The organism is Cupriavidus sp. 30B13, assembly GCF_049059565.2.
GTDB lineage: Bacteria > Pseudomonadota > Gammaproteobacteria > Burkholderiales > Burkholderiaceae > Cupriavidus.
Window position 1 is genome coordinate 1,885,883 of record NZ_CP188223.1, and the last position, 25,860, is coordinate 1,911,742.

Annotated in this window: 26 protein-coding genes, 1 tRNA gene and 1 pseudogene; 6 read left to right on the plus strand and 22 right to left on the minus strand. The window is 66.9% G+C overall.

The window, feature by feature from the left end; translation table 11 throughout:
• Positions 1–40: 40 nt before the first annotated feature.
• The 3 genes from ACKI2N_RS08715 to ACKI2N_RS08725 all read right to left on the minus strand — a co-directional run bounded on the left by ACKI2N_RS08715 (position 41) and on the right by ACKI2N_RS08725 (position 3,152).
• Complete coding sequence (locus ACKI2N_RS08715; protein ID WP_420993818.1) at positions 41–1,453, minus strand: FAD-binding oxidoreductase; 1,413 nt, start codon at positions 1,451–1,453, stop codon at positions 41–43.
• Between the two features lie 41 nt (positions 1,454–1,494).
• On the minus strand, positions 1,495–2,223 hold the full coding sequence (locus ACKI2N_RS08720; RefSeq protein WP_420993819.1) for a FadR/GntR family transcriptional regulator: 729 nt from the start codon (positions 2,221–2,223) through the stop codon (positions 1,495–1,497).
• Between the two features lie 140 nt (positions 2,224–2,363).
• A complete protein-coding gene (locus ACKI2N_RS08725) occupies positions 2,364–3,152 on the minus strand; it encodes an IclR family transcriptional regulator (protein ID WP_420993820.1) in 789 nt (262 codons plus the stop codon).
• A gap of 236 nt (positions 3,153–3,388) precedes the next feature.
• On the opposite strand from ACKI2N_RS08725, the gene ACKI2N_RS08730 reads away from it, so the two are divergent.
• The 3 genes from ACKI2N_RS08730 to ACKI2N_RS08740 are packed head-to-tail and all read left to right on the plus strand — an operon-like array spanning position 3,389 to position 5,857.
• Positions 3,389–4,114 (plus strand): (Fe-S)-binding protein, encoded by a 726-nt coding sequence (locus ACKI2N_RS08730; RefSeq protein WP_420993821.1) that lies wholly within the window; start codon positions 3,389–3,391, stop codon positions 4,112–4,114.
• Positions 4,115–4,172: 58 nt separating this feature from the next.
• Complete coding sequence (locus tag ACKI2N_RS08735; protein WP_420993822.1) at positions 4,173–5,585, plus strand: LutB/LldF family L-lactate oxidation iron-sulfur protein; 1,413 nt, start codon at positions 4,173–4,175, stop codon at positions 5,583–5,585.
• On the plus strand, positions 5,582–5,857 hold the full coding sequence (locus tag ACKI2N_RS08740; RefSeq protein WP_420993823.1) for a hypothetical protein: 276 nt from the start codon (positions 5,582–5,584) through the stop codon (positions 5,855–5,857). The genes ACKI2N_RS08735 and ACKI2N_RS08740 overlap by 4 nt, the downstream gene beginning before the upstream one ends.
• Before the next feature lie 99 nt (positions 5,858–5,956).
• On the opposite strand, the gene ACKI2N_RS08745 is transcribed toward ACKI2N_RS08740, so the two are convergent.
• The 19 genes and pseudogenes from ACKI2N_RS08745 to ACKI2N_RS08835 all read right to left on the minus strand — a co-directional run bounded on the left by ACKI2N_RS08745 (position 5,957) and on the right by ACKI2N_RS08835 (position 21,785).
• Entirely contained in the window at positions 5,957–6,751 is a 795-nt protein-coding gene (locus ACKI2N_RS08745) for an ABC transporter ATP-binding protein (protein WP_020201197.1), read from the minus strand.
• 1 nt (position 6,752) lies between these two features.
• A complete protein-coding gene (locus ACKI2N_RS08750) occupies positions 6,753–7,646 on the minus strand; it encodes an ABC transporter permease (protein WP_420993824.1) in 894 nt (297 codons plus the stop codon).
• A 148-nt stretch (positions 7,647–7,794) separates the two neighbouring features.
• Entirely contained in the window at positions 7,795–8,766 is a 972-nt protein-coding gene (locus ACKI2N_RS08755) for an ABC transporter substrate-binding protein (RefSeq protein WP_420993825.1), read from the minus strand.
• Positions 8,767–9,075: 309 nt separating this feature from the next.
• Complete coding sequence (locus ACKI2N_RS08760) at positions 9,076–10,134, minus strand: aldo/keto reductase (protein WP_420993826.1); 1,059 nt, start codon at positions 10,132–10,134, stop codon at positions 9,076–9,078.
• A gap of 92 nt (positions 10,135–10,226) precedes the next feature.
• Complete coding sequence (locus ACKI2N_RS08765) at positions 10,227–11,261, minus strand: quinone-dependent dihydroorotate dehydrogenase (RefSeq protein ID WP_420993827.1); 1,035 nt, start codon at positions 11,259–11,261, stop codon at positions 10,227–10,229.
• A 97-nt stretch (positions 11,262–11,358) separates the two neighbouring features.
• Complete coding sequence (locus ACKI2N_RS08770) at positions 11,359–12,189, minus strand: arginyltransferase (RefSeq protein WP_420993828.1); 831 nt, start codon at positions 12,187–12,189, stop codon at positions 11,359–11,361.
• Positions 12,190–12,281: 92 nt separating this feature from the next.
• The gene (aat, locus tag ACKI2N_RS08775) at positions 12,282–13,034 is read right to left on the minus strand and encodes a leucyl/phenylalanyl-tRNA--protein transferase (protein WP_420993829.1); all 753 of its coding nucleotides are present in this window, start codon (positions 13,032–13,034) and stop codon (positions 12,282–12,284) included.
• Positions 13,035–13,083: 49 nt separating this feature from the next.
• Positions 13,084–13,668 carry an NUDIX hydrolase gene (locus ACKI2N_RS08780; RefSeq protein WP_420993830.1) on the minus strand — a complete coding sequence of 195 codons (585 nt, stop codon included), beginning with the start codon at positions 13,666–13,668 and terminating at the stop codon, positions 13,084–13,086.
• A gap of 384 nt (positions 13,669–14,052) precedes the next feature.
• The gene (locus tag ACKI2N_RS08785; protein WP_420993831.1) at positions 14,053–15,447 is read right to left on the minus strand and encodes a hypothetical protein; all 1,395 of its coding nucleotides are present in this window, start codon (positions 15,445–15,447) and stop codon (positions 14,053–14,055) included.
• Positions 15,444–15,701 (minus strand): PAAR domain-containing protein, encoded by a 258-nt coding sequence (locus tag ACKI2N_RS08790; RefSeq protein ID WP_420993832.1) that lies wholly within the window; start codon positions 15,699–15,701, stop codon positions 15,444–15,446. Before ACKI2N_RS08790 ends, ACKI2N_RS08785 begins: the two co-directional genes overlap by 4 nt.
• Positions 15,698–16,384: a T6SS immunity protein Tli3 family protein gene (locus ACKI2N_RS08795; RefSeq protein ID WP_420993833.1), complete on the minus strand. Its 687-nt coding sequence runs from the start codon at positions 16,382–16,384 to the stop codon at positions 15,698–15,700. The genes ACKI2N_RS08790 and ACKI2N_RS08795 overlap by 4 nt, the downstream gene beginning before the upstream one ends.
• Positions 16,381–17,115, minus strand: coding sequence for a T6SS immunity protein Tli3 family protein (locus tag ACKI2N_RS08800; protein WP_420993834.1), 735 nt, complete (start codon positions 17,113–17,115; stop codon positions 16,381–16,383). The genes ACKI2N_RS08795 and ACKI2N_RS08800 overlap by 4 nt, the downstream gene beginning before the upstream one ends.
• Positions 17,116–17,291: 176 nt before the next feature.
• Positions 17,292–17,975: a T6SS immunity protein Tli3 family protein gene (locus tag ACKI2N_RS08805; RefSeq protein WP_420993835.1), complete on the minus strand. Its 684-nt coding sequence runs from the start codon at positions 17,973–17,975 to the stop codon at positions 17,292–17,294.
• Complete coding sequence (locus ACKI2N_RS08810; RefSeq protein ID WP_426990842.1) at positions 17,975–18,307, minus strand: effector protein Tle3 domain-containing protein; 333 nt, start codon at positions 18,305–18,307, stop codon at positions 17,975–17,977. The genes ACKI2N_RS08805 and ACKI2N_RS08810 overlap by 1 nt, the downstream gene beginning before the upstream one ends.
• A 21-nt stretch (positions 18,308–18,328) precedes the next feature.
• Positions 18,329–18,706, minus strand: a pseudogene (locus tag ACKI2N_RS08815) (contractile injection system protein, VgrG/Pvc8 family); the annotation flags it as partial.
• 685 nt (positions 18,707–19,391) lie between these two features.
• A tRNA-Met gene (locus ACKI2N_RS08820) sits at positions 19,392–19,467 on the minus strand.
• 82 nt (positions 19,468–19,549) lie between these two features.
• Positions 19,550–20,296, minus strand: coding sequence for an RES family NAD+ phosphorylase (locus ACKI2N_RS08825; protein ID WP_420993837.1), 747 nt, complete (start codon positions 20,294–20,296; stop codon positions 19,550–19,552).
• Entirely contained in the window at positions 20,256–20,645 is a 390-nt protein-coding gene (locus ACKI2N_RS08830) for an antitoxin Xre/MbcA/ParS toxin-binding domain-containing protein (protein WP_420993839.1), read from the minus strand. Before ACKI2N_RS08830 ends, ACKI2N_RS08825 begins: the two co-directional genes overlap by 41 nt.
• A gap of 201 nt (positions 20,646–20,846) precedes the next feature.
• Entirely contained in the window at positions 20,847–21,785 is a 939-nt protein-coding gene (locus ACKI2N_RS08835; protein WP_420993841.1) for a helix-turn-helix transcriptional regulator, read from the minus strand.
• 249 nt (positions 21,786–22,034) lie between these two features.
• Between ACKI2N_RS08835 and ACKI2N_RS08840 the strand changes: the two genes are divergently transcribed.
• The 3 genes from ACKI2N_RS08840 (at position 22,035) to ACKI2N_RS08850 (ending at position 25,789) form a co-directional block, all read left to right on the plus strand.
• Positions 22,035–23,705: a benzoate-CoA ligase family protein gene (locus ACKI2N_RS08840; RefSeq protein WP_420993842.1), complete on the plus strand. Its 1,671-nt coding sequence runs from the start codon at positions 22,035–22,037 to the stop codon at positions 23,703–23,705.
• Positions 23,686–24,501, plus strand: a complete 816-nt coding sequence (locus ACKI2N_RS08845; protein WP_420993843.1) for an alpha/beta fold hydrolase — start codon at positions 23,686–23,688, stop codon at positions 24,499–24,501. Before ACKI2N_RS08840 ends, ACKI2N_RS08845 begins: the two co-directional genes overlap by 20 nt.
• 100 nt (positions 24,502–24,601) lie before the next feature.
• Complete coding sequence (locus ACKI2N_RS08850) at positions 24,602–25,789, plus strand: ABC transporter substrate-binding protein (RefSeq protein ID WP_420993844.1); 1,188 nt, start codon at positions 24,602–24,604, stop codon at positions 25,787–25,789.
• Positions 25,790–25,860: the final 71 nt, after the last annotated feature.

The following is a 25,860-nucleotide window of genomic DNA, read 5'->3' on the forward strand; positions in this document are numbered from 1 at the left end:
CGCTCCCGCCGCAGCGCACCGCGAGCCGCGGGGAGGGCGCTCAGAGCAGCTTGCCGGGATTCATGATGCCGGCCGGGTCGAGCAACTGCTTGATGCTTCGCATCAGGCGCAGTTCCAGCGGGTCCTTGAGGCGCAGGAAGTCGTCGCGCTTGAGCTGGCCGATGCCGTGCTCGGCGCTGATGCTGCCGCCGTAGCGCGCCACTTCGTCCAGCACCTCGGCGGTCAGCGCCTTGCCGTGCACGGCAGCCCAGTCGCGCTCCGCGCCGGCCGGGCGCGACAGGTTGTAGTGCAGGTTGCCGTCGCCGAAATGGCCGAAGACGAAGGGGCGGATGCTCGGGCTGACGGCCTTCAGGCGCGTTGCCATGGAAGCCATGAAGGCCGGGATCTGCTCGATCGGCAGCGACACGTCATGCTTCAGGTGGGGACCGTCCGCGCGCTGCGCCTCGGAGATTTCCTCGCGCAGCTTCCACAGGCTTTGCAACTGCGCCAGCGAAGCCGAGACTGCCGCGTCCAGGCACAGCTCGCGTTCCAGCGCTTCGCCGATCACGCGCTCGAGCAGGGCATTGAGCGCCTCCTCGTCGGTGGTGTCGGCCAGTTCCACCAGCACGTAGGCAGGATAACGCTGGCTGAACGGTTCCTGCACGCCCTCCGCGTGCTTGAGCACCAGGTCCACGCAATCGCCGGTGAAGAACTCGAACGCCTGCAGGCGCGCGCCGCATTGCTCGAACAGCAGTTCGAACAGCGCCAGCGATTGCTGCGGCGATGCCACCGCCGCCAGCACCACCGAGCGCGCATCGGTGCGCGGGAACAGCCGCAGCGAGGCGGCGGTGATCACGCCGAGCGTGCCTTCCGAGCCGATCAGCAACTGCTTGAGGTCGTAGCCGGTGTTGTCCTTGCGCAGCGCGCGCAGGCCGTGGAAGATCTCGCCGCTCGGCAGCACGGCTTCCACGCCCAGCACCAGCTCGCGCGTCATGCCATAGCGCACCACGTTGACGCCGCCCGCGTTGGTGGCGAGATTGCCGCCGATCTGGCAGGAGTCCTCGGCTGCCAGGCTGAGCGGCAGCAGGCGGTGCGCCTCGGCCGCGGCGCGGCGCAGGTTGCCCAGGATGCAGCCCGCCTCGGCCACCATCGTGTTGGCGATGGTGTCGACCGAGCGGATCGCATTCATGCGGTCCAGGCTCAGCACTACGTTGGCGGGGCTGCTGTCGGGCGCCGCGCCGCCGCACAGGCCGGTATTGCCGCCGCGCGGCACCACCGGCACCGCGGCCTGCTGGCACAGCGCCAGGCAGCGCGCCACTTCGTCCACCGAGCGCGGCCGCACCACGGCCTGCGCATTGCCGCGGTAGAGGCCGCGCCAGTCGGCCAGCCAGGGCGCCACCTGGTCGGGCCCGGTGGCCACCACATCGGGGCCCAGCGCTTCGGCCAGGCGGGGCAGGAAGTCGGAAGTTTGCATGGTGGTTCTGTCCGGTAAGACGTCCGGTAAGACGATGCGGCTCAGGCCGCGGGATGGGATGGATCGGTGCAGCGCGCCGCCACCGGCAGGCCGAGCCGCGCGGCGGCGCCTTGCAGGTGCGACACCGCGGCCGCGCGCGCCAGGTCGGCGTCGCCGGCGCGGATGGCATGGAAGAGGGCCAGGTGCTCCTGGTGGACCTGCTCGGACAAGCCTTCTTGCTGGCGCGTGTTGAGCCGCGCGGCATGCACCGCCTGGTGCAGTTGCAGGTTCAGGTATTGCAGCAGTTGCAGGTAATACGGATTGTGGGTGGCGGCAGCGATCGCCACGTGAAAGGCGGTATCGGCTTCCACGCTGCGGTCCGGGTCGTGCAGTTGCGCGCCGAGCTGCGCGAGCAGTGCCTCCATCCGCGCCAGTTCCGTGGCGGTGCGCCGCTGCGCGGCGAGCGCGGCGGCCGCGCTTTCCAGGTCGAGCCGCAGTTCGTAGATGCTGGCGAGCTCGCCGCGGTCGACGCCGATTTCCTGCGGCAGCCGGAAGCCGCCGTTGCCGGTGCGCGAAAGCACCGTGCTGCCGAGCCCCTGGCGGCTTTCCACCAGGCCTTGGGAGCGCAGGTGCTCGGTGACTTCGCGGATCACCGCGGGGCTGACGCCGTAGCGTTCGGCAAGCTGCTTGCCCGAAGGCAGCCGGGCGCCGACGGGATAGACGCCCTCGGCGATTTCCGCGCGCAACTGCTGGGTCACCTGTTCGGTAAGCGTGATGGCTCTGGTTCGCATGCCCGGCAGCATACTGCTAATCAGGTTATCTGAAAACCAAGGGTAAATACTTATTCGAATGACATCGTGAATGCCGGCCCGGCAGGGAAGGGCCGGCGCGCTCCGTTGCTCCGTTACAGGGCCATCGCGCCGCGCCAGGGTCAGGCTGCCGCCACGTCGGTCGCGTAGCCCATGCCGCGGGAGATCTGCAGCGCGGTGTCCTTGAGGTTCTGCAGCCAGCTTTCCTGCAGGCGGTCGGCCGGCGCCGACAGCGACAGGCCGGCCACCAGCCGGCGCGAGTCGTCGTAGATGCCGGCGGCGATGCAGCGCACGCCCAGCTCCAGCTCCTCGTTGTCGCGCGCATAGCCGTTGGTGCGCACCCAGTTGAGCTCGCGCTCGAGCTTGATGAGGTCGGTGATCGAGGTGCGGGTGTGGCCGGCCAGCCCGGTGCGCGTGGCGTAGTTGCGCACGCGGCTGATTTCGTCGGCCGCCAGGAACAGCTTGCCGACCGAGGTCAGGTGCAGCGGCGCCCGCCCGCCGATGGCGCGCACCACCTGCATGCCCGAGCGCTCGCTGTAGGCTCGCTCGATGTAGACGATCTCGTCGCCCTGGCGCACCGACAGGTTGACCGTCTGGCCCGTCACGCGATGCAGCGCGCGCATCGGCGCCAGCGCCGCGTCGCGTACCGACAGGCGTGCCTTGACCAGGTTGCCCAGTTCCAGCAGCCGCATGCCGAGCCGGTAGCTGCCCGGGTCGGAGCGGTCGACGAAGCGGCAGGCCACCATGTCGTTGAGGATGCGGTGCGCGGTGGAAGGATGCAGGCCGGTGGCCAGCGACAACTCCTTCAGGCTGACGGGATCCGCGTGCTGCGCCAGCGAGTCGAGCAGCGTCATCATGCGCTCGATGACCTGGATGGACGTCTTGCCGGGTTCTTTGTCTGCTTCAGCCATGGGAAATGTTGCCATGCGGCAAATTAAGCGGTTGCCTGATTCTATCTCGCATTGTGAAAATTTCAATAGGTGAAATGCGATTGCCGAACAAAACCTCGGCTGGCGCGCGCTCCGGATATGTCCCGGCGCGCACATGGCTCTCGCACGAAAAGTCGGCCCGGCGGTTGCCCAGACGATGCGGCACGGTGCCCAAAAGCGCATAATCGTGAGGTTTCGGGGTCTGGAAAAGGGAAACAATGCGAGTCGGCCTGTTCGCCACCTGTCTGGTGGACCTGATGCGTCCGGAAATCGGCTTTTCGGTGCTCAAGCTGCTGGAGAAGGCGGGATACGAAGTGATGGTGCCCGCAGCGCAGACCTGCTGCGGGCAGCCTGCCTACAACTCGGGCGAGCGCGCCGTGGCGCGCGACCTGGCCGAGAAATTCCTGCGCGAGTTCGAGATGTTCGACTACGTGGTGATTCCGTCCGGCTCCTGCGGCGGCATGGTGCTGCGCCACTATGCCGACCTGCTGCGCGACGACCCGGAGCTCAACGGCCGCTATGAAAGCCTGCGCGCGCGCGTGTTCGAGCTGACCGACTTCCTCGCCAACGTGGCCAGGCTCGGCGAGTTCGATTCGAAATTCGCCGGCCACGTCACCTACCACGATTCCTGCTCCGGGCTGCGCGAGCTCGGTGTCAAGAGCCAGCCGCGCGCGCTGCTGGCGCACCTGCCCGGGGTGCAGCTCAGCGAGATGAAGGACTGCGAGGCCTGCTGCGGGTTCGGCGGCACCTTCTCGGTCAAGTACGGCGATATCTCGACGGCCATCGTCGACGAGAAATGCGCCAACATCCAGGCCAGCGGCGCCGATGCCGTGGTGCTGGGCGACCTGGGCTGCATCCTGAACATCGAAGGCCGCCTGCGCAGGACCGGCGACACGCGCACGCGGGTCCTGCATATCGCGCAGGTGCTGGCCGGCGACGCCTGAGCCGGGCCGGATCGCAACGCAACGCAACGCAAGAACACAACATCAGCGAGATCCCGCTATGCAAGTTCGCAGCATGGAATTCAAGGCGCGCGCGGGCCAGAAGCTGGCCGACCAGCGCCTGCAGCAGAACCTCAAGAAGCTCTCCACCAAGTTCGTCACCGCGCGCGCGGATGCGATGCGCGACCTTGACTTCGAGGCCACGCGCGAAGCGCTCAAGGAGCGCCGCAACCGCGCGCTGGACAACCTCGACGTGTGGCTCGCCACCTTCGAGGAAAACGCCACGCGCCGCGGCGCCACCGTGCTGTTCGCCGAAACCACGGCCGACGCCGCGCGGCTGGTGGCGGAGATCGCGCAAAAGCATGGCGTCCGGAAGGTCATCAAGAGCAAGTCGATGGTGACCGAGGAAATGCGCCTGAACCAGGTGCTGGGCGAGATGGGCGTGCAGAGCGTCGAGACCGACCTCGGCGAGTACATCCTGCAGATCAACGACGCCGAGCCGCCGTCGCACATCATCGCGCCGGTGGTGCACAAGGACAAGGAAGAGATCGCGGACCTGTTCGCGCGGGTCCACCACAAGCCGCGCCTGACCGACATCCCCGAGATGACGCGCGAGGCGCGCGAGATGCTGCGCCCGGAATTCCTCTCGGCCGACATGGGCGTGACCGGCGGCAACTTCATCATCGCCGAGACCGGCTCGGTGGCGGTGGTGACCAACGAGGGCAATGAGGGCATGTGCACGGTGATGCCGCGCGTGCACGTGGCCGTGACCGGCATCGAGAAGGTGCTGCCCACGCTGGAAGACCTGGCCACCGTGATGCGCCTGCTGCCGCGCTCGGCCACCGGCCAGGCGATCTCGAACTATTTCTCGCTGCTCACTGGCCCGCGCGCCGAAGGCGAGCGCGATGGCCCCGACCACATGTACTTCGTGCTGGTCGACGGCGGGCGCAGCGGCCTGATCGGCGGCGAGTTCCAGGAGATGCTGCGCTGCATCCGCTGCGGCGCCTGCATGAACCACTGCCCGGTCTACCAGAAGATCGGCGGGCATGCCTACGGCTGGGTCTACCCCGGGCCGATGGGCAGCGTGCTGACGCCGAGCTATGTCGGCCTGGCCAACGCGCTGGACCTGCCGCAGGCGGCCACGCTGTGCGGAGAATGCAACCGCGTGTGCCCGGCCTCGATCCCGCTCTCGGACCTGCTGCGCAAGTTGCGCGAAAAACAGATGGAACGCGGCCTGCGGCCGTGGCAGGAGCGGCTCGGCCTGAAAGCGTGGGGCTACGTTGCCAGCCGGCCGGGCCTGTACGCCTTCGCCACCCGCCTCGGCGCGCGGCTGCTGGCGCGCATGGGCGGCAGCGACAAGCGGATCGCCAGCCTGCCGATGGCCGGCCGCGGCTGGACCGCGACCCGCGACATGCCGGCCCCGAGCGGCCGCACGTTCCGCGAACTCTACAAAGAAAGGAGAGCGCGCCAATGAGCGCTACCGCAAGCAATGCGCCCGCGCTGACGGGCATGCGCACGGCGCTGGAACAGCATCTCGGCGGCGCCCTGGCGGCCGATGCGCTGGTGCGCAGCTGGCGCGAGGCCGCGCCCGCGCTGACGCTGCCGCCCGTGTTCGGGCAGGCGATGGAAGAACTGCTGCGCCGGCTGGAAATGTCCGCCGTGTTCGCGCAGGAAAGCTGCTCGTTCTCGAGCTCGGCGGTGACGGATCAGATGAGGAAGTGGCTGGAGAAGGCGGCCGCGGTGTAGCCGACTGCCGACGGTTTGCCGATGGCGATCTCCCCTCTCCCGCAAGCGGGAGAGGGGAGATCGCCGCCGGCGCAATGACGCGCCGGGGCGTGGGCCGCCTCAGCTCAACAGCAGCGCGTCGTCATCGAGTTGCTCGTGCCGCGTCTGCTCGAACATGCGCAGCAGGTCCGGCACGTCGAGCCCGGCACGCTGTTCGCCGGACACGTCCAGCACGACCTGCCCCTGGTGCAGCATCACCGTGCGCTGGCCGTAGTCCAGCGCCTGGCGCATGCTGTGCGTGACCATCATGGTGGTGAGCTTGCTGTCCTCCACGATCTTGGCGGTCAGCTCCAGCACGAAGGCGGCGGTCTTGGGGTCGAGCGCGGCGGTGTGCTCGTCCAGCAGCAGGATGCGCGAGGGCTGCAGCGATGCCATCAGCAGGCTGACGGCCTGGCGCTGGCCGCCGGAGAGCAGGCCGATGCGGTCGGTCAGGCGGTTTTCCAGGCCCAGGTTGAGCAGGCGCAGCTTGTCGCGGAACAGTTCGCGCGAGGGCTTGTTGAGCGCCGCGCGGAAGCCGCGGCGGCTGCCGCGCGCCATTGCCAGCGCCATGTTTTCCTCGATCGTCAGTGCCTCGCAGGTGCCCGCCATGGGGTCCTGGAACACGCGCGCCACCAGGTGGGCGCGGTCCCACGCCGGCTTGCGCGTGACGTCGGTGTCGTCGATGGTGATGCTGCCGCTGTCCACCATCTGGTCGCCGCTGATGGCGTTGAGGAAGGTGGATTTGCCGGCGCCGTTGGAACCGATCACGGCCACGAACTGGCCGGTGGGGATATCCAGGCTGAGGCCGCGCAGCGCGCGCGTCTCGATCGGGGTGCCGGGATTGAAGGTCAGTTTCAGGTCTTGCGCGCGCAGCATCTCAGGCACCTCCCTTGCGGCCGAACAGCTTCTTGCGGGTTCCCGGCAGCACCAGCGCGCCGGTGACCAGCACGGCGGTGACCAGGTTCAGGTCCTGCGCCTTGAGGCCGATGAATTCGCTGTTGAGCGCCAGCGCGATGAAGAAGCGGTACAGGATGGCGCCCAGCACCACGGCCAGCGTGGTGTACACCAGGCGGCGCGCCGGCAGGATGCTCTCGCCGATGATCACCGCGGCCAGGCCGATCACGATGGTGCCGATGCCCATCGAGATGTCGGAGCCGCCCTGGGTCTGCGCGAACAGCGCGCCGGCCAGCGCGACCAGTCCGTTGGACAGCGCCATGCCGGCCAGCGTGGCGCGGCCGGTGGCGATGCCCTGGGCGCGCGCCATGCGCGGGTTGGCGCCGGTGGCGCGCATGGCCAGGCCGAGCTGCGAGGAGAAGAACCAGTCGAGGCCGAACTTGGCCACCACCACCACGATCAGCAGCAGCGCGGGGCGCAGCATGTAGTCCGGCAGCCAGTCGGGCTGCAGGATGGTGAAGATGGTGGATTCGGTGATCAGCGGCACGTTGGGCTTGCCCATGATGCGCAGGTTGACCGAGTACAGCGCGATCATCATCAGGATACTGGCGAGCAGGTCCATGATCTTGAGGCGCACGTTGAGCCAGCCGGTGACGAAGCCGGCGAAGGCGCCCGCCACGATGGCCAGCGCGGTGGCCACGAACGGATCCTGGCCCGCGGCGATCAGCGTGGCGGCCACGGCGCCGCCGAGCGGGAAGCTGCCGTCGACGGTCAGGTCGGGAAAGTTGAGGATGCGGAAGGAGATCAGCACCCCCAGGGCGACGAGGCTGAAGATCAGGCCGATCTCCAGTGCACCCAGGACGGAAAAGAGGGACATGGGGAAATCCAGTTGCTGTTTCCGGCACGGGAGGCCGGATCTGGAACGCCCGCCGCGCCGCCCGGGTCGGGCGGCGCGGCGCGGGCGTTCCGGGGGCGGGCCCGGATAGAGCCGCCTGCGCGCGGGCGCGCAGGGTCAGCGTGCCGTCTTACTTGATGACGGTCTTCGCTTCCTTGACCAGTTCGGGCGAGAGCGTCACGCCTTGCTTCTCGGCCGCGCCGGTGTTGACGAACAGTTCGAGCTTGTCGCTGGTCTCGGAGGCGATCGCGCCGGGCTTCTCGCCCTTCAGGATGCGCACCACCACCTTGCCGGTCTGGTGGCCCAGGTCGCCGTAGTTGATGCCGAGCGCCGCCACGGCGCCGCGCTTGACGCTGTCGGTGTCGGCGGCCACCAGCGGGATCTTGGATTCGTTGGCGACCTTGACCAGGGCCTCGTAGGCCGACACCACGTTGTTGTCGGTGTTGGTGTAGATCACGTCGACCTTGCCGATCAGGCTCTTGGCGGCGGCGCCGATGTCGACCGTGCGCGGCGCGGCGGCTTCCTTGAGCGCCAGGCCGTCCTTGGCCAGCAGCGCCTTGAGTTCCTTGACCACCACCACCGAGTTGGCCTCACCGGGGTTGTAGACCATGCCGACGGTCTTGACCTTGGGCACCACGCGCTTGATCAGGGCGACCTGCTTGTCCAGCGGCAGCTTGTCCGACACGCCGGTCACGTTGGTGCCGGACGGGCCCCAGCCCTTGACCAGCTGCGCGGCGACCGGGTCGGTCACGCCGGAGTACACCACCGGCACCGACTTGGTGGCGGCCACCACGGCCTGGGCCGACGGCGTGGCGATGGCGACGATCACGCTGGGCTGGTCGCCGACGAACTTGCGGGCGATCTGGGCAGCGGTGCCGGTATTGCCTTGCGCGCTCTGGTATTCCCACTTCAGGTTCTTGTCGGCGTCGTAGCCGGCCGTCTTCAGCTCGTCGCGCACGCCGTCGCGGATGGCGTCGAGCGCGGGATGGTCGACGATCGAGAGCACCTTGACGGTCTGGGCCTGCACGGCGCCGCCGTACAGCAGCGCTAGGGCGACGGCGCTGCCCAGGATGGTCTTGGTCGATGTCTTCAGGCACTTCATGGTTTCTGATCTCCCCCGGATATGGGTTCTGGGTGGTGAGCCGCTCATTGTTTTCTACCGGTCAGGTCCGGTCCGCCGTCCCGGCCGGCCGCGGACCCGGGCGGGCCGGCGCTGGCCAGCCGCTGCCGCCGCGCGGCGACTTGCCTGGCGGCGGGCAGGCAGTCGCTGTGGCGCAACGGTTGCGACGGCGATAAGCCTGCGAGGATACCATTTCCGCCGCGCGATTTGCCCGGTTTGCCCCGTTCCAGTGCGTCGGAGGGGGCAAGCCGCGGGCGGGGAGGGTGCCGGTCGCGCGGCGGGTTGCGCAGCTTATTGCGCCGGATTGTGGATCTCGGCGTGGATGCGCTCGATGGCCGCGGTGACGTCTTCGGGCAGGCGCACCTGCCAGGCATCGATGTCCTCGCGCAGTTGTTCCAGCGAAGTGGCGCCGATGATGGTGCTCGCGGCGAACCAGCGCGAGTAGCTCCAGGCCAGCGCCAGCGCGGCCGGCGAGATGCCGTGCTCGCGCGCGAGCTTCACGTAGCGGGCCGACGCGGCCAGGCTCTCCGGGCGCAGGTAGCGCGGGCTCCAGTCGGCCGGGAAGCGGGTCAGGCGGCCCTGCGCCTGCGCGTCGAACACGGGCTGCTCCGGCGTGCCGCCGAGGTACTTGCCGGTGAGCTGGCCGAATGCCAGCGGGCTGTACACCAGCAGGCTCACGTCGGTGCGGAAGCAGGCTTCGTCCAGGCCCTGCTCGAAGCTGCGGTTGAGCAGGTTGTACGGATTCTGGATGGTGGCGATGCGCGGCAGCCCGTGCAGCTCGGCCTGCCTGGCGAACTCGGCCACGCCCCACGGCGTTTCGTTGGACACGCCCACGTAGCGGATCTTGCCGGCGCGCACCAGTTCGCCCATGGCCTCGAGCTGGGCCTGGATCGAGGTGCATTCGCGCTCCTTGGCCGGATCGAACTGCTTCTGCCCGAAGATCGGCGCGTTGCGGGCCGGCCAGTGGATCTGGTAGAGGTCGATGTAGTCGGTCTGCAGGCGCGCCAGCGAGGCGTCCACCGCCTCGCGGATGCTCTGCGGCGTGAGGTCGCCGCCATTGCGGATCCACGGCATGCGGGCCGGGCCGGCCACCTTGGTGGCCAGCACGATGCGGTCGCGCTGCTGGCGCTTGAGCCAGCTGCCGACGATGCGCTCGGTGCTGCCGTAGGTTTCGGCGCGCGGCTTGACCGGGTACATCTCGGCCGTGTCGATGAAGTTGATGCCGCGCGAGACGGCGTAGTCGAGCTGGCTGTGGCCTTCGGCTTCGGTGTTCTGCTCGCCGAAGGTCATGGTGCCGAGGCAGATGCGCGAGACTTCCAGGTCGCTGCGGCCCAGACGGATGGTTTCCATGACGTTCTTTGTCCTTGTCACACTGAGGAGAGTGGGATGGGGATGATACGGCGATTGGAAAAACCGCGTATCAGGCCCCTCTCATGCGCGACTCAGGCCCGCAGCGCGTCCGCGCATTCCTTCACCAGCACCGGCCCGCGGTAGATCAGTCCGCTGTAGACCTGCACCAGCTGCGCGCCGGCGGCGATCTTGGCGCGCGCGTCGGCGCCGCCGAAGATGCCGCCCACGCCGACGATGGGCACGGCGTCGCCGACCACCGCGCGCAGGCCCTCGACCACCCGCGTGGAGGCCGCGAACACCGGCCGGCCCGACAGGCCGCCGGCCTCCTCGCCGTGCGGCAGGCCCTTGACCGCGTCGCGCGCGATGGTGGTGTTGGTGGCGATCACGCCGTCGATGCGGTGGCGCACCAGCGCGTCGCCGATGTTGCCGATCTGGTCGGCATCGAGGTCGGGGGCGATCTTCAGCGCCAGCGGCACGTAGCGCTTGTGCTGGTCGGCCAGGCGCTGCTGCGCGTCCTTGAGCGTGGACAGCAGGCTGTCCAGCTCGCTGGCGCCTTGCAGCTGGCGCAGGTTCTTGGTGTTGGGTGAGGAGATGTTGACGGTGACGTAGCTGGCGTGCGGGTAGACGCGCTCCAGGCAGTGCAGGTAGTCGTCCACCGCGCGCTCTATCGGCGTGTCGGCGTTCTTGCCGATGTTCAGGCCCAGCACGCCGCCTTCGGCCTTCCACTGCGAGGCCTGGACGTTGGCGATGAAGGCATCCACGCCGCCGTTGTTGAAGCCCATGCGGTTGATCAGCGCATCGGCCTGCGGCAGGCGGAACATGCGCGGGCGCGGGTTGCCGGGCTGTGCCCGCGGCGTCACGGTGCCGACCTCGATGAAGCCGAAGCCGAACGCGGCCAGCCCGTCGATATACGCGCCATCCTTGTCCAGGCCCGCGGCCAGGCCCACCGGATTGGGAAAGCGAACGCCCATCACGGTGCGCGGGTCGGCGGCGATGGCGTTGCCGATGCAGCCCGCCAGCCCGAGGCGCTTGGCGCGCCGCAGGTTGTTCAGCGTGAAATGGTGGGCGTCCTCGGCATCCATCGAGAACAGGGCGGGGCGAAACAGGGGATAGAGCGCGTTCAGCACGGGGAATCAGCTTGGAAGTCGGGACCAGGGCGGCATTGTAACGGTTGGGCCGCCGCGCGGCCTTCCAGCCTGTCCCGCGCTACTTCGCAGTCCGCGGCTAGCGCGTGCTGCCGGCTTCCTCGTCGCCGGGCTGCGGCGGGATCACCGGCGCGGCGGTGGGCGAGCCCGGCTGCGCCGGCGCGGCGGGCGCGTCGAACGGCCGCCACTGGTTGCCGCTCAGGACCTGGAGCGGCTGGTAGCGCGCCTTGTAGGCCATCTTGCGGCTGTCGGCGATCCAGTAACCGAGGTACAGGTGGGGCAGGGCCAGTTCGCGCGCCTGGCGGATCTGCCACAGGATGTTGTAGGTGCCGTAGCTGGCGCCCATCTCCAGCGGGTCGTAGAAGGTGTAGACCGAGGACAGGCCGTCGTCGAGCACGTCGATCATGCTGACCATGCGCAGGCGTCCTGCCTGCGGCGCGCCCGGCGGCTCGCGGAACTCCACCAGGCGCGAGTTGACGCGGCTTTGCAGCAGGAACTGCTCGTACTGGTCGCGGCTGTCCTGGTCCATGCCGCCGCCGGCGTGGCGCATCGACTGGTACAGCAGGTAGAGCGCGTAGTGTTCCTCGACGTAGGTCAGCGGCGCCACCAGCGCCTGCAGGCTCTCATGCTGGCGCCAGGCGCGGCGCTGGCTGCGGTCCGGCGCGAAGCGGTCCACCAGCACGCGGCACGGCGTGCAGGCGTGGCATTCGTCGCAATAGGGGCGGTAGGTGAAGATGCCGCTGCGCCGGAAGCCCGCGCGCACCAGCCGCGAATAGACATCCGCGTTGATCAGGTGGGCCGGGGTGGCCACCTGCGAGCGCGCCATGCGGCCGTCCAGGTAGCTGCAAGCATAGGGCGCGGTGGCGTAGAACTGCAGCGCGGAAAGGGGTAGTTCCTTTAGCTTGCTCATTTGTCTGCGACGGCCAGGGATAAAACGGCAATGCAAGGGAAACCGGCGGCGTGCGGCATGCGTGGCATGGTCGCGCGCGCTAGTCCGGGGCGCTAGTCGCGGGCAGCGTCCGGCGCCCCGGTCCAGCGCTGCAGCGCGGTCTTGTCGAAGCGCCAGGGCACGATGTCCGGCTGGCGGGTGGCAAGGCGCACATGCGCCGCGAAGTCCGCGCGCGGGATCGGGCTGGCGCCAAGCGAGGCCAGGTGGTCGGTTTCCTGCTGGCAGTCTATCATCGCCACGCCGTGCATGCCGAGGAACGCGCAGAGCCCGGCCAGCGCGATCTTGGAGGCGTCGGTGCGGTGCGCGAACATCGATTCGCCGTAGAACATGCGTCCCAGCGCCACGCCGTACAGGCCGCCCACGCGCTCGCCGCGGTACCAGCTCTCCACGCTGTGGGCCAGGCCGTTCTGGTGAAGCGCGCCGTAGGCGGCAATGATGTCCTCGGTGATCCACGTGCCGTGCTGCCCTTCGCGCGGGGTCAGCGCGCAGGCCTGCATGACCTCGGTGAAGCCGGCGTCGACGCGGATTTCCCAGTCCGGGTCGCGCAGCACGCGCCGCAGGGTCTTGCGGAAGGTGGCGGATACCCGCAGCGCGTGCGGCGCCAGCACCATGCGCGGGTCGGTGCTCCACCACAGCACCGGCTGGCCTTCGGCGTACCAGGGGAAGATGCCTTGCCGGTACGCCAGCAGCAGGCGCTGGGCCGACAGCTCGCGGCTGGCGGCGAGCAGGCCGGGCGCGTCGGTGCCCGGGCCGAGCGCACGCTCGACCGGCGGAAACGGATCATGCGGATCCAGCCAGGTGATCATGCGGGATGGGCGGGCGTGCGGGCAGCGGGGGCGGCCTCGGGTGAAGGGATCAGGGCTCGACCGTGGCGCGGCTGGTGAGCGGGCGCATCGGCTTGTCGATGTCCAGGCTGTGCAGGCGGAAGCTGCCGTCGGCCAGCCTGCCCGCCGCGCGGTCGGCGAAGAAGCAGCGCAGCGAGTGGATCACGGTGGGGAAGGCCAGTTCGTCCCACGGCACGTCGGCTTCCTCGACCAGCTTGACCTCCAGGCTTTCCTCGCCCGCGCTGATGTCGAGATCCTCCAGCCGCGCCAGGTAGAACATATGCACCTGGTGCACATGCGGCACATTGAGGATGGAAAACAGTTCGCCGATCTCCACGCGCGCGCCGGCTTCTTCCAGCGTTTCGCGCGCCGCGCCCTGGGCGGTGGTCTCGCCGATCTCCATGAAGCCGGCGGGAAGGGTCCAGAAGCCGTAGCGCGGCTCGATGGCGCGCTTGCACAGCAGCACCTTGTCCTCCCACACGGGAATGGTGCCGACCACATTGCGCGGGTTGACGTAGTGGATGGTGCCGCAGTTCTCGCACACGTGGCGCGGGCGAGAGTCGCCTTCGGGGATGCGCAGCACGACCGCATGGCCGCAGTTCGAGCAGAATTTCATGAGGGGCGTCCGGGAGGAATGGCGAAAGTGTATCACCGCCGGTGGACGCTGCCGGAGCAGCGCGATGCGCTTGCGCGGAGCGATCGGGGAATGTCCGGATGCGGTGCGTAGCAAGGGCGGAGCGCCGGGCGCATAAGGCAAAAAACACCGGATCGGAACCGTAATGTCGTTCAGTTGAGGCTTCGACGGCATTTTTTGTTCTTGCCGAGGAGGCAGGTTGTAAACAGGGCGCCGCGGTGTTAGCTCGGCTGCACTATATTATCCGCGCATCTGACTATCTGCCGGAAGCCCGGCAGCCGTCCGACTTCGTTACATGGATTGCGCAGCCGATATGCCAGCCTCTTTTTCATGCATGCCTATCGATGCTCTATCTGTGTTGGTGTGCTACCAGAAATACCTGTCTTCGAAGTCCAGGATCATCTGGCCCAGACTCAGTCCTTCCACCACAAGACCGAGCACGATCAGCAACAGGGCAATCACCGGATAGGCCCACCATGCCATGAACATATCCTCGGGCATCCCTTTGGCGCACATGAAATCCAGCAGCCATCCGCCCCCGGCGAGGCCAAATACAGAGGCTACCCACGTTATCCCGGCATAGGCTTGCGGGGGTGGGCGGGACAGGCCCGCCACCTCAGGCGCTACCACGTTCAGCGCCACGCCGAGTGGGTCTCGTGTGGCGATCAACTGCGAACCTTGCCCGTGATGGAGCATCTGCGCGGCCAGCACGGCCGGCAGCCAGTCGCTGGCGTGGCTCGCCTTCCCAAGGCAGCGGTCGATGTCCTGCATGCCCAGGGTCAGCCCCGTATCCCTCACCGCCGTGGTCACCGCGTGCCGGGTCCGCTTTTCCAGCCGGCTGAACCAGAAATGCTTGAGGCGCTTGGGCGGGGTCTGCTCGGCGCGCAGCAGCGTTGCCAGCGCCGTGTCGAGCGCATCGGTATCGACCGAGATCGGGCGATACAGGTAGGCCTGGGGCTTGAGCTTCCCGCGCGCCAGCCTATCCGGATGGCACAGCAGCAAGGCAAGCGCCAGTTCCGAGCAGTCCGGCGCTTCCTTCCCTTCGTGCAACTGGCAAGCCAGGACGAGCAGACTCCCGGATGGGGTCTGGTCATCGGCCCACAGGCGGTTCATCGGTGCCGAATCGTTGCCGGAGATCCACGAGAGATTCGGCAGGGGCATATCCAGCTTGCGCATGGCCCGTTGCAGCTCGTCAAGATCGGCCTGCCGACCCGTTTGCAGGATGACGCGAAATTCTCCGGTCTGCTGCAACTGCCTGACCGTTTGCGCCAGCGGCTGGAGCATCAAGTCCAGGACGTAGGCCAATCGGGTCATGCCTGCGGGCACCGCCAGTTCCAGCGGCAGAATCTTGTCGGGGTTGGCCGGGGCGCTGCCCTCCAGGCCGAGCATGCGTTCCGCGATGGCGTCCTCCGGGGCAAGCATCGTGCTTGTCACGATGGCAAGGCGCGACTGCGCCCACCGGTGCCAGTAGTACCGACGCTTGTCGCATAGCCTGTTCCACTCGATGACCCGCGTCAGCGGCCTTTCAAACGAGAAGTAATGAAAGAAGCCGCCAACGATGATCGTGACGAACAGGGCTGGCATCAGCATGGCGAAGACGAAATCCGCCGTCGCCGCCGGCTTTCCTTTGGGCCATGCGGCGACCACAATCGCGGCGCTGATTGCCTGGATGACGATGTAGAAAATAATGTAGGGCCAAAAGCCGCCCCAAACGACTTCCGGTCGTTCCCTGGGCTCGGGATGGAACCACGGCGAAGTCATCCGATCTTGACTCCCGAGTAGCCCGGCAGGACGATACTGCCGCACTGTGAGCGGCAGCCTGTGACGACCAGCGGCCGGCCCTCGTCGGTCATGCCCTCGCCACCTTCCATGAGCGGATTATCGCCATGGATCGGGCAGGACACGATGTCGCCGACCAGGGCCGCGCGGCGTCCGTCCAGTACATAGGTCGATGAGGCGGTCTTGACCTTGCCGCCATGGCTGGTCGGGTCATCGAGCAATGCGGGTTCTTTCATTTCTTGGCTGGCAGGTTCTTGGGGCGGATGGAATCGTCACAGGACAGGTATTCCTGACCGGAAGGCGTGCGCAGGCCTTTGAGGTAGTCCGGGCGGTCGGAGGCTTTAAAACTCGCTCCCCTCACCCCGGGTGGGTATTCTTTCCGCAGGTCGATGCCAGGGATAAGCGGGTACTGCGTTACAGAGTAGTCCCGCGATCCCCATCTTTTCGCGATGTAAATACGATCTGCTGTGGCGGCCATGATGTAGTCGGCAGAGTCCAGATAGGGAGTTTGGGTATTGCTCATATACCACTCTCCCTTGAATGTACGGCCACCGTCTGTGGAGTAGGCAAACGAGACACGACACCCCTTGTCGGGGCACGCAAATTTTGGAGGTGTGGAATTCGGAATGACGATGTTCTGCCCGGTGGGGTCGGCGTTGATCAGCCGTCCACGGTAGTTCTCTTTGCTTGCCCACCCCAGTTCGGTGCGAATACCTTGGTGGGTGTCGTTGTAGTACGTCGTGCCATGATGGCAATCGGTATAGTTCTCCAGCGAGATAAAGCGATGATCGTCGATCCGGTAGATGACTTGGGGCTGTACGTCGTAGTGCCGCTCAACCGCTGGCGGCTTCGCATTCTTTACAGCACACCCAGCGATCAATAGCATGGCGACGGCGCCCAGCAATGCAGGTTCTTTCATGGCTTGGCTGGCAGATTCTTGGGGTGGATGGAATCATCGCAGGACAGGTATTCTTGGCCCGAGGGGGTGCGCAGACCCTTGAGGTAGTCCGGACGGTCGGAGGCGCGAAACCGGTGGCCCTTGACTCCTGGCGGTAACTCCTTCCGCAGATCAATACCGGGAATCAGCGGATACTGCTCGACAGCGTAGTCCCTTGATCCCCACTTTTCCGCGATGTAGATGCGGTCTGCCGTGGCAGCAATAATGTACTTGGCAGAGTCCCGATAGGGAGTTTGGGTGTTTCGCATGTAATAGGTGCCCCGGAAAGAGCGCCCGCCGTCCGTCGAATAGATGAATGAGATGCTGCAGCCCTTGTCGGGGCAGGCACGAGTAGGCGGCTCCGACGATGGAATCACAATGTAGCGGCCAGAAGGATCAGCGTTGATGAGTAGCCCCTGATAGTTCTCAATGCTATCGGTTCCCAGCTTGGTACGAATGCCCTGCTGCGTGTCGTTGTAGAACGTTGTGCCGTGATGGCAATCCCTGTAATTTTCCAGTGAGACGAAACGGTGGTCGTCAATCCGGTAGATGACCTGCGGTGGCACATCGTAGTTCCGCACCTCATCAGGTGGGTTCGGAGGGGGAACGGCACATCCGACAAGCAACGCGACGCCGACAATAGGCGCAATTCTGTTTACGCGCCCCATGACCAGCGGAGACAGGCTGACAATGTCTGAGATTCTTGTGCGCATCAGTGTGTCTCCCGCTTGGCTCGTTCTGCCTGGTTCCGTGCGATGGCATTTGAGGCCATCTTTTTTTCGATATAGGCTGTTGGCATGTCCGGTTTGAGTAATAAGTCGTTCTCTAGTCAGCGGCCCTTCATACGAAAATCCGTAGCCAATCAGATCATTCAGCAATGCAGGTTATTTCAGTTCTCGGCTGGCAAATTCTTGGGGCGGATGGAATCGTCACAGGACAGGTATTCCTGACCGGAAGGCGTGCGCAGGCCTTTGAGGTAGTCCGGGCGGTCGGAGGCTATAAAACTCGCTCCCCTCACCCCGGGTGGGTATTCTTTCCGCAGGTCGATACCTGGGATAAGCGGGTACTGCGTTACAGAGTAGTCCCGCGATCCCCATTTTTTCGCGATGTAAATGCGGTCTGCTGTGGCGGCCACAATGTAGTCGGCAGAGTCCTTAAACGGTTGCCAACTATTGCGCATGTAGTAGGTGCCCCAGAAGGAGCGGCCGCCATCCGTCGAATAGATGAATGAGATATTGCAGCCCTTGTCGGGGCAGGCATCGTCGGGGGGAAACGAAGAAGGGATCACAATGTAGCGGCCGGAAGGATCGGCGTTGATTAGCCGCCCTCGGTAGTTCTCGATACTGTCTTCTCCCAGTTCGGTGCGAATACCCTGGCGCGTGTCGTTGTAGTACGTCGTGCCATGATGACAATCGGCATAGTTCTCCAGCGAGACAAAGCGGTGATCGTCGATCCGGTAGATCACCTGCGGCGGCACGTCGTAGTGCCGCTCAACCTCTGGCGGATTCACATTCTTTACAGCACACCCAGCGATCAAGAGCAAGGCGGCAGTGCCGGGGATGTTTGCGCGCATCAGTGTCTCTCCCGCTTTTCCCGTTCGGCCTGTTCCCGTGCGATAGCGTCCAAGGCCGTCTCTTTGTCGATATAGGCTGTTGGCATGTCCGGCTTGAGCAATACATCCCTCTCGAAATAGGCATCCGTGCATTGCGTCCAGTCCGCGTCCATCATCAAGCCGCGCCAAAAGGCTCGGTCATCAAAGGACTCGCAGAATCCGATCGGCAGGTCATACGCAGCCACTTGGCTCATGAACTCCGGATTGGACGGCAGCGTGCTGTGGTCGGCGGGTTCGGCCTTGTAGTGCTTCAATCGATCCCGGGCCTCTTCCACGGTTTCCTTCGTTCTCACCCGGCGACCGTCGTTGTAGATGGCGCGTGTGAGCGACAGTCGCGCGACCAGCGGCTCGACCACGATCTCGTAGCCGCAGAAATCGCGGGTCTGCCGGGTCTGGCTGAAGTGGGTGATGCAGCCCGCAAACTTGCGTGGCTCGGTGCCGTCGGCGGGATCGATCAGGAAGGCCGCGGGCTTGCCCAGATAGTCCGCCCGTTCCAGTGCCAGCGGGTGTGTCAACTGGATGGTGACGCTGTAGGGGGAGCCCAGCCGTTCCACCGCTTCGAACGACACCACGGACAGCGCGGCGGCGTTTGCCGTGCCGGGCACTTCGAGAAAGTACGGCTGCCGTCCGGTAGTCAGTGCATTGAGCGCGCGGGCGCCGATTGTCCTGACTTCGCTAAAACCTTCCGCCATCGGTGTTCACTCCGTTTTCGCCATGCCGTAACGCCCGGTGTGTCGCGCCAGGTTGGATAGCCCGTGTTCTGCGGGGCAATTTCTGCGCCCGCATGAAGGCATATCAATACGTATGGAATGGTACGGAAGTGACATCTAACGCGATATCGGACGTTTCCCAAAAAAAGCTCGAATTGATTGAGATCAGAATTAAGGAAATCGCAATTTACTCGAATTATTTCTATCGGCAGGTGTGAGCGGACGAACAAATTCCAGCGCGCGGGATATTCCGCCACGCCGTCGTAAATCATGCGCTGCGGCGACGAGACGCGAAAATGCGCGCCCGGCTGGCCGTGGTCGAGAAAAATCTCTCGAATTTCGTGAAAGCGATGATGAGTTCGCCTGGGCACAGGTCAAAGCGGATGCTTTGCAGGCCGAGCAGCGGGAATTGAAGGCGGCGCCGGTTCCATGTCGAGCGAAAGGCGGTGAAGTGGGAAAACTTCGTTCCCGGACTCACGCCAAGGTCACGCACTTGCGCGAACTGCCGAGGGGATTGTCAGTCGAGAGGATTGGGCCGGTCCGCGAGGCAGTCGCCCGACTGATCGGGTCGATTGTGCGGCAAGAGGGGGGAGGGGGATTTACGGGGTCTTCGGCGATCCCGTAGGCAAATGGCTAGCGATGTGAAATCTGCTACGCATTTGGGATGTGGTTGCGGGGGCAGGACTTGAACCTGCGACCTTCGGGTTATGAGCCCGACGAGCTGCCAACTGCTCCACCCCGCGTCCGTCGAAGAAAAAGATTATAAGGCTATTCCTTTTGCATTGCAACACCCAATTCACAATCGGATGCTAGGCGCGGCTCCGTTCAGCCCGGCCCGGCGGGCGCCGCCTGCCACGGCGCGGCGGGAAACTGGAAGCTGTCGCGCTGGAGGAGGTCGTCGCGCTGCCAGATGACGCGGTCGGGCCGCACCGTGAGCATCCAGGTGGTGGTCGCCAGCGGCTGCGGCTCGGCAAAGGCGCGCGGCGTCAGCAGCGCGGCGCAGGGACCATGCGCGGGATCGCGCACCGACGTGTAGCGGATCATGCCGAGGCCGGCCTCGCGCGCCGTGCGGGCCAGCGCGTGGCAGGCATCGTAGTTGTCGGGGTCGGTCCACCTGGCCGCGTCTTGCGCGAAGGGGGGCGCGTCGAGCGCGATGCCATCGGTGCGCACGCTGACCTGGAACAGCGTGTGCGGACGCGCGTCGATGCGGGGCAGCGCCGGGCTGTCGCGCAGGAAGCGCCAGCGCCAGTAGCCGAGTTCGGCGCAGGCGGTGCGGATCTGCTCCGCGCCATAGAACACGCCCGGATCCTGCTGGCCGCGGAAGCGCGAGCCCCAGGACGAGGGTGGATAGCGGAACGGCGTGAACAGCAGGTAATGGAGATGGCGCGCCTCGGCGGGCACGGCGGGCTTGCCCGCGTCGAGCACGGCCTCCAGCACGGCCTGTTCTTCGAGGCTGTCGACCAGGGGCATGGTCGAGACCACGTGCTGCGCCTCCACCGCGCGCCAGAGCGTCAGCGCGAACGGCCGGCGCTCAGACGCGACCGCGGGTGGCATCCAGATAGTGGACGACACGTACCAGGCCCTCGGTTGTGCGGATCAGATCGCCCGGCTTGCCGCCGAGCGCCAGGTTTTCGTTGGCCAGCCAGAGGCGGGCCTGGTCGCTGTGGCCCAGGATGGCGTCGAGCGAGCGGAACAGCCGCACGAACAGCACGCCGAACTCCCACTCCTTGCGGTGTGCGTCGAGCACATAGCCGCCGGACGCCATGCGCGACACCGACGCCGTGCTGATGCCGAGCACGCTGGCCACGCCCGCCTGGCTGATGCCGAGAAAGCCGGCGGCGCGCATCACGGCCTTGGTCAGGGTGGTGCCGGGGTCCGGACCGCCGGCGGGATCCCGCTCCGGGAGTTGCCTGGTTTGCATCGCCTCGCTCCTGTTTCTTGAGAAACATTATAGGCACCGTGTTTCGCAAGGGAAGCACTAAAGCACACCTTGCGGGTATCCCCCATGGCAGGGCCCGCGGTCTTCGGCGTGCATTATATTTTCGTGATTTTCCTGATTGAAATATAGTGCATCAAACGGATGGCGTATCCGGCGCTTTCTCGCGCGGCGCAGGCGCGAAGCTCAGGCGCCGGTCAGCCGCAGGTGCGCGCGCAACGCTTGCAGCGAAGTGGCCGGATCCTGGCCGCTGGTGTCGATGGTCGCGTCGGCGCGCGCGTAGAGCGGCGTGCGCGCCTGCAGGATGCGGCGCAGGTCCGCCATGGCTTCGCGGTTGCCTTCTATCGGGCGCATGTCGCCTTGTGCCACCACGCGCGCCATGTGTTCTTCGGGCGTGGTCTTTACCCACACCGTGTAGCAGCGCGCCAGCAGCAGGTTGAAGGTCGACGGCTCGGACACCAGGCTGCCCGGCGTGGCCAGCACCATGCGTTCGTTCTCGCGCAGCACGCGCTCCAGCGCGCGCATCTCGTAGCGGCGGTAGGCCGCCTGGCCGTAGAGCGAATGGATTTCCGCCAGGCTGGCGCCGGCTTCCTGCTCGATGGCGGCATTGAGCTCGACGAAGGGGATGTCCATGGCGGTGGCCAGCGCGCGTCCCAGCGTGGACTTGCCGGCGCCGCGCAGGCCGATCAGGCTGATGCGGCGGTGGCGCGCGTCGAGCGCTTCGGATGGCGCCAGCGCATGGCGGCAGGCTTCGCGCACGCGCGCCAGATCGGCCGCGGGCAACTGCGCCAGCCATTGCACCAGCTGCGCGAACTCGGCGGCCGGCTGGCCGTCCCGCGCGTGGCGGCCTTCGACCTCGGCCAGCACCACCGGCAGCGGCACGTCGAGGGCGCGCGCCACCTGCCGCAGCAGCAGCACCGAGGCGTTGCCGGTGCCGGTCTCCAGGTTTGCCAGGTAGCGCTCGGACACTTCGGCGCCGCGCGCGAGGTCCTTGCGCGACATGCCGCGGGCGGCGCGCAGCGAGCGGATGCGCTCGCCGAGCTGGGTCAGGTAGGGGTCGCGCTCGCCGGCGGGGCGGGCGTCGGCGGGATCGGGGACCAGCAGGGGATCGGGATCGCGGCGCATGGCGGTGGCGGGCTGGAAAGTTTGGAAAGCCGGCGCGGCCGGGGGCACGGTGTGCCGGGGGCGTGCAACGGGGCTGCGATTATAAGCGACGCGCAATTCGTGCCATATAGTGCATTCCTCTGCTTGCATAATAGTAAATATGCAATAAAATGCATTGTCAAAAGAAGCAGACAAGCATGCTGCCGACAAAAACCTGACTCCGTCTTCCCGCAGCCCTTCGCGCGGGAGACGGCACGGAGGAGTGGAGACATGACGCCCCCAGTGGTCCCCCCGCAAGCGCCGGCCGGCGCGGCCGTGCTGCCGGCCCGGTACAACGCGGCCGCCAACCTGCTCGGCCGCAACCTTGCCGCCGGCCGCGGCGCCAAGACCGCCTATATTGACGACACCGGCACGCTGGATTATGCGGCGCTCGACCGGCGCTGCCGCGGTTTTGCGTCGGCGCTGCTGGCATCGGGCATCCGGCCGGAGGAGCGGCTGCTGCTGTGCGCGCTCGATACCGTCGATTTCCCCACCGCCTTCCTCGGCTGCCTGCTGGCCGGCGTGGTGCCGGTGGCCGTCAACACGCTGCTGACCGCCGACGACTACGCCTACATGCTGGCGCACAGCGGCGCGCGCGCCGTGGTGGCCTCGGCGCCGCTGGCGGCGGTGCTGCGCGACGCCGCCGCGCGCGCGGGCACCGCGCCCGCCTTCATCCTCGCCGCGCCCCACGGCGAAGCGGAGGGGGCCGCGCCCAGCGTCGCCGCGCTGGCGGAGCAGGGCGCGCCGCTGGCGGAAGCTGCCGCCACGCGGCCCGACGACATCGCTTTCTGGCTCTACTCGTCCGGCTCCACCGGCCGCCCCAAGGGCACCGTGCATACGCACGGCAACCTGTTCCATACCGCCGATCTCTATGCGCGCCAGGTACTGGCCCTGCGCGAGGACGACGTGGTGTTTTCCGCGGCCAAGCTGTTCTTTGCCTACGGCCTCGGCAACGCGCTGACCTTTCCGCTCTCGGTCGGCGCCACCACCGTGCTGATGGCCGAGCGCCCCACGCCGCAGGCCGTGTTCCGCCGCCTGTGCGAGCGGCGTCCGACCGTATTCTGCGGCGTGCCCACGCTCTATGCCGGCATGCTGGCGGCGGCCGAGCTGCCGCCGCGCGCGCTGGTGTCGATGCGCGTGTGCACCTCGGCCGGCGAAGCGCTGCCCAAGGACATCGGCGAGCGCTACCGCGCGCATTTCGGCTGCGACATCCTCGACGGCATCGGCTCCACGGAGATGCTGCACATCTTCCTGTCGAACCGCCCCGGCGAGGTACGCTATGGCACCACCGGCAAGCCCGTGCCCGGCTACGAACTGAAACTGCTCGACGAAGCCGGCCGGCCGTGCGCGCCCGGCGAGATCGGCGACCTCTTCATCAAGGGGCCGAGCGCCGCGCTGATGTACTGGGGCAACCGCGACAAGAGCCGCGACACCTTCGTGGGCGAGTGGACGCGCAGCGGCGATAAATACCTGCAGGACGCGGACGGCTATTTCATCTACGCGGGGCGCAGCGACGACATGCTCAAGGTCGGCGGCATCTACGTCTCGCCATTCGAGGTGGAGGCCGTGCTGGCCCAGCACCCGGCGATACTGGAGGCCGCGGTGATCGGCGTGAGCGACGCCGAAGGGCTGGTCAAGCCGAAGGCCTTCGTGGTGCCGCGCCCGGGCCAGTCCTGGCACGACGGCATGGCGGCCGAATTGCAGGCCTTCGTCAAGTCGCGGCTGGCGCCCTACAAATACCCGCGCCAGATCGAGTGCGTGGCGGAACTGCCCAAGACCGCCACCGGCAAGATCCAGCGCTTCCGCCTGCGCCAGCGCGAGGAAGCCGCCGCCGCGGATTGGCCGGGCAGACTGACGACAACGGAAGCAGAGGCAACGAGGCATGCAAAGCGAGCTGGTTGAGATTCCCTTCGACGGGCGCCGTATCCGGATGGAAGTGCAGTGGCTCAGGCCGCAGCGCGGGGCGCGGCCGCTGCTGGTGTTCCTGCACGAGGGCCTCGGCTCGGTGAGCTTGTGGCGCGACTATCCCGCCGCGCTGTGCGAGGCCGGCGACTTCCGCGGGCTGGTGCTGTCGCGTTATGGCTATGGCCGTTCCACGCCGCGCCCGCCAGAGGAAAAATGGGGCGTCGATTTCATGCACCGGCAGGCGCGCGAAGCGCTGCCGGCGCTGTTCGACGCGCTCGGCATCGGGCCCGGCCGCAGCCGCGGCGCGCCCTGGCTGTTCGGCCACAGCGACGGCGGCTCGATCGCGCTGATCTACGCCGCCAGCTTCCCGCAGGCGGTGGACGGCATCACCGTGCTGGCGCCGCACATCATGGTCGAGGACGTCTCGGTCACCAGCATCCGGGCCACGCGCGAAACCTACCTCCGGACCGACCTGCGCAGCAAGCTCGCGCGCCATCATGGCGATGTGGATTCGGCCTTCTGGGGCTGGAACGACATCTGGCTCGATCCCGCCTTCCGCGCCTTCGACCTGCGCCCGCTGCTGCCGCAGTTGCGCTGCCCGGTGCTGGCGGTGCAGGGCGAGGACGACGAGTACGGGACCATGGCGCAGATCGAGGGTATCCATCGATATGCGCCGCAAACCACGCTGCTTAAACTCGCGCGGTGCGGGCACTCGCCGCACCGCGACCAGCCGGGCCCGTTGACGGAGGCGGCGGTCCGGTTTATAACCGCACATACTTCATACCTAAAATAATTTCGCGCTCGTGCGCGCCGGCGCCCGCGGCAAGCCGCGGGCGCCGGCGATGCCAGCCACGGCGACGGAAGCCGGCTTGACCACCAGGAGAGGAGACTCCATGCATCGCATCACATCGCGCGGGCTTGCCCCCGCTTGCCTTGCCATCGCTGCATCCTTTGCCTTTGCCGCGGGCGCCGCTGCCCAGGGCCAGGGCGGCGGGAAGATCAAGGTCGGCTTCATGCTGCCTTACACCGGCACCTATGCCTCGCTCGGCAACGCCATCGAGAACGGCTTCAAGATGTACGTGCAGGAGCAGGGCGGCAAGCTCGGCGGCCGGGAGATCGAATACTTCAAGGTGGACGACGAGTCCGATCCGGCCAAGGCGCCCGAGAACGCCAACAAGCTGATCAAGCGCGACCAGGTCGACGTGGTGGTGGGCACGGTCCACTCGGGCGTGCAGATGGGCATCGTCAAGGTGGCCAGGGAAAACAACACGCTGCTGATCATTCCCAACGCGGGCGTGGACGAAGCCACCGGCCCGCTGTGCGGCCCGAACATCTTCCGTTCCTCGTTCTCGAACTGGCAGCCCGGCTACGCCATGGGCCACGTGCTGGCCGAGCGCGGCATGAAGCGCGTGGTCACGCTGACATGGAAATACGCGGCCGGCGAGCAGTCGGTCAAGGGTTTCAAGGAGGCCTTCGAGGCCAAGGGCGGCAAGGTGGTGAAGGAGCTGAGCCTGCCGTTCCCCAACGTCGAGTTCCAGGCGCTGATCACCGAGGTGGCGTCGATCAAGCCGGACGCCGTGTTCGTGTTCTTCGCCGGCGGCGGCGCGGTGAAGTTCGTCAAGGACTGGGCCGCGGCGGGCCTCAAGGACAAGATCCCGCTGTATGCCTCGGGCTTCCTCACCGACGGCACGCTGGAGGCGCAGGGCGCCGCCGCGCAGGGGCTGGAAACCACGCTGCACTATGCCGACGGCCTGGCCAACCCGCGCGACCAGAGCTTCCGCCTGGGCTACGCCAAGACCTACAAGCTGCAGCCGGACGTATACGCGGTGCAGGGCTATGACGCCGCCCAGTTGCTGGCCGCCGGCGCCAACGCGGTCAAGGGCGACATGGGCCGCAAGGCCGAGGTCATCAAGGCGATGGAGCTGACCCGGGTGGACAGCCCGCGCGGCTCGTTCACGCTGTCGAAGGCGCACAACCCGGTGCAGGATTTCTACCTGCGCAAGGTCGACGGCCGCGAGAACAGGCTCGGCGGCATCGCCGTGAAGGCGCTGGCCGATCCGGCGCGCGGCTGCCGGACCTGAGCGCCCGGGCCGGCGCGCCGTGCCTGCCGTGTCCCGCGCCGGCAGCGGGCGCGGCTGCACGACCGCACGGC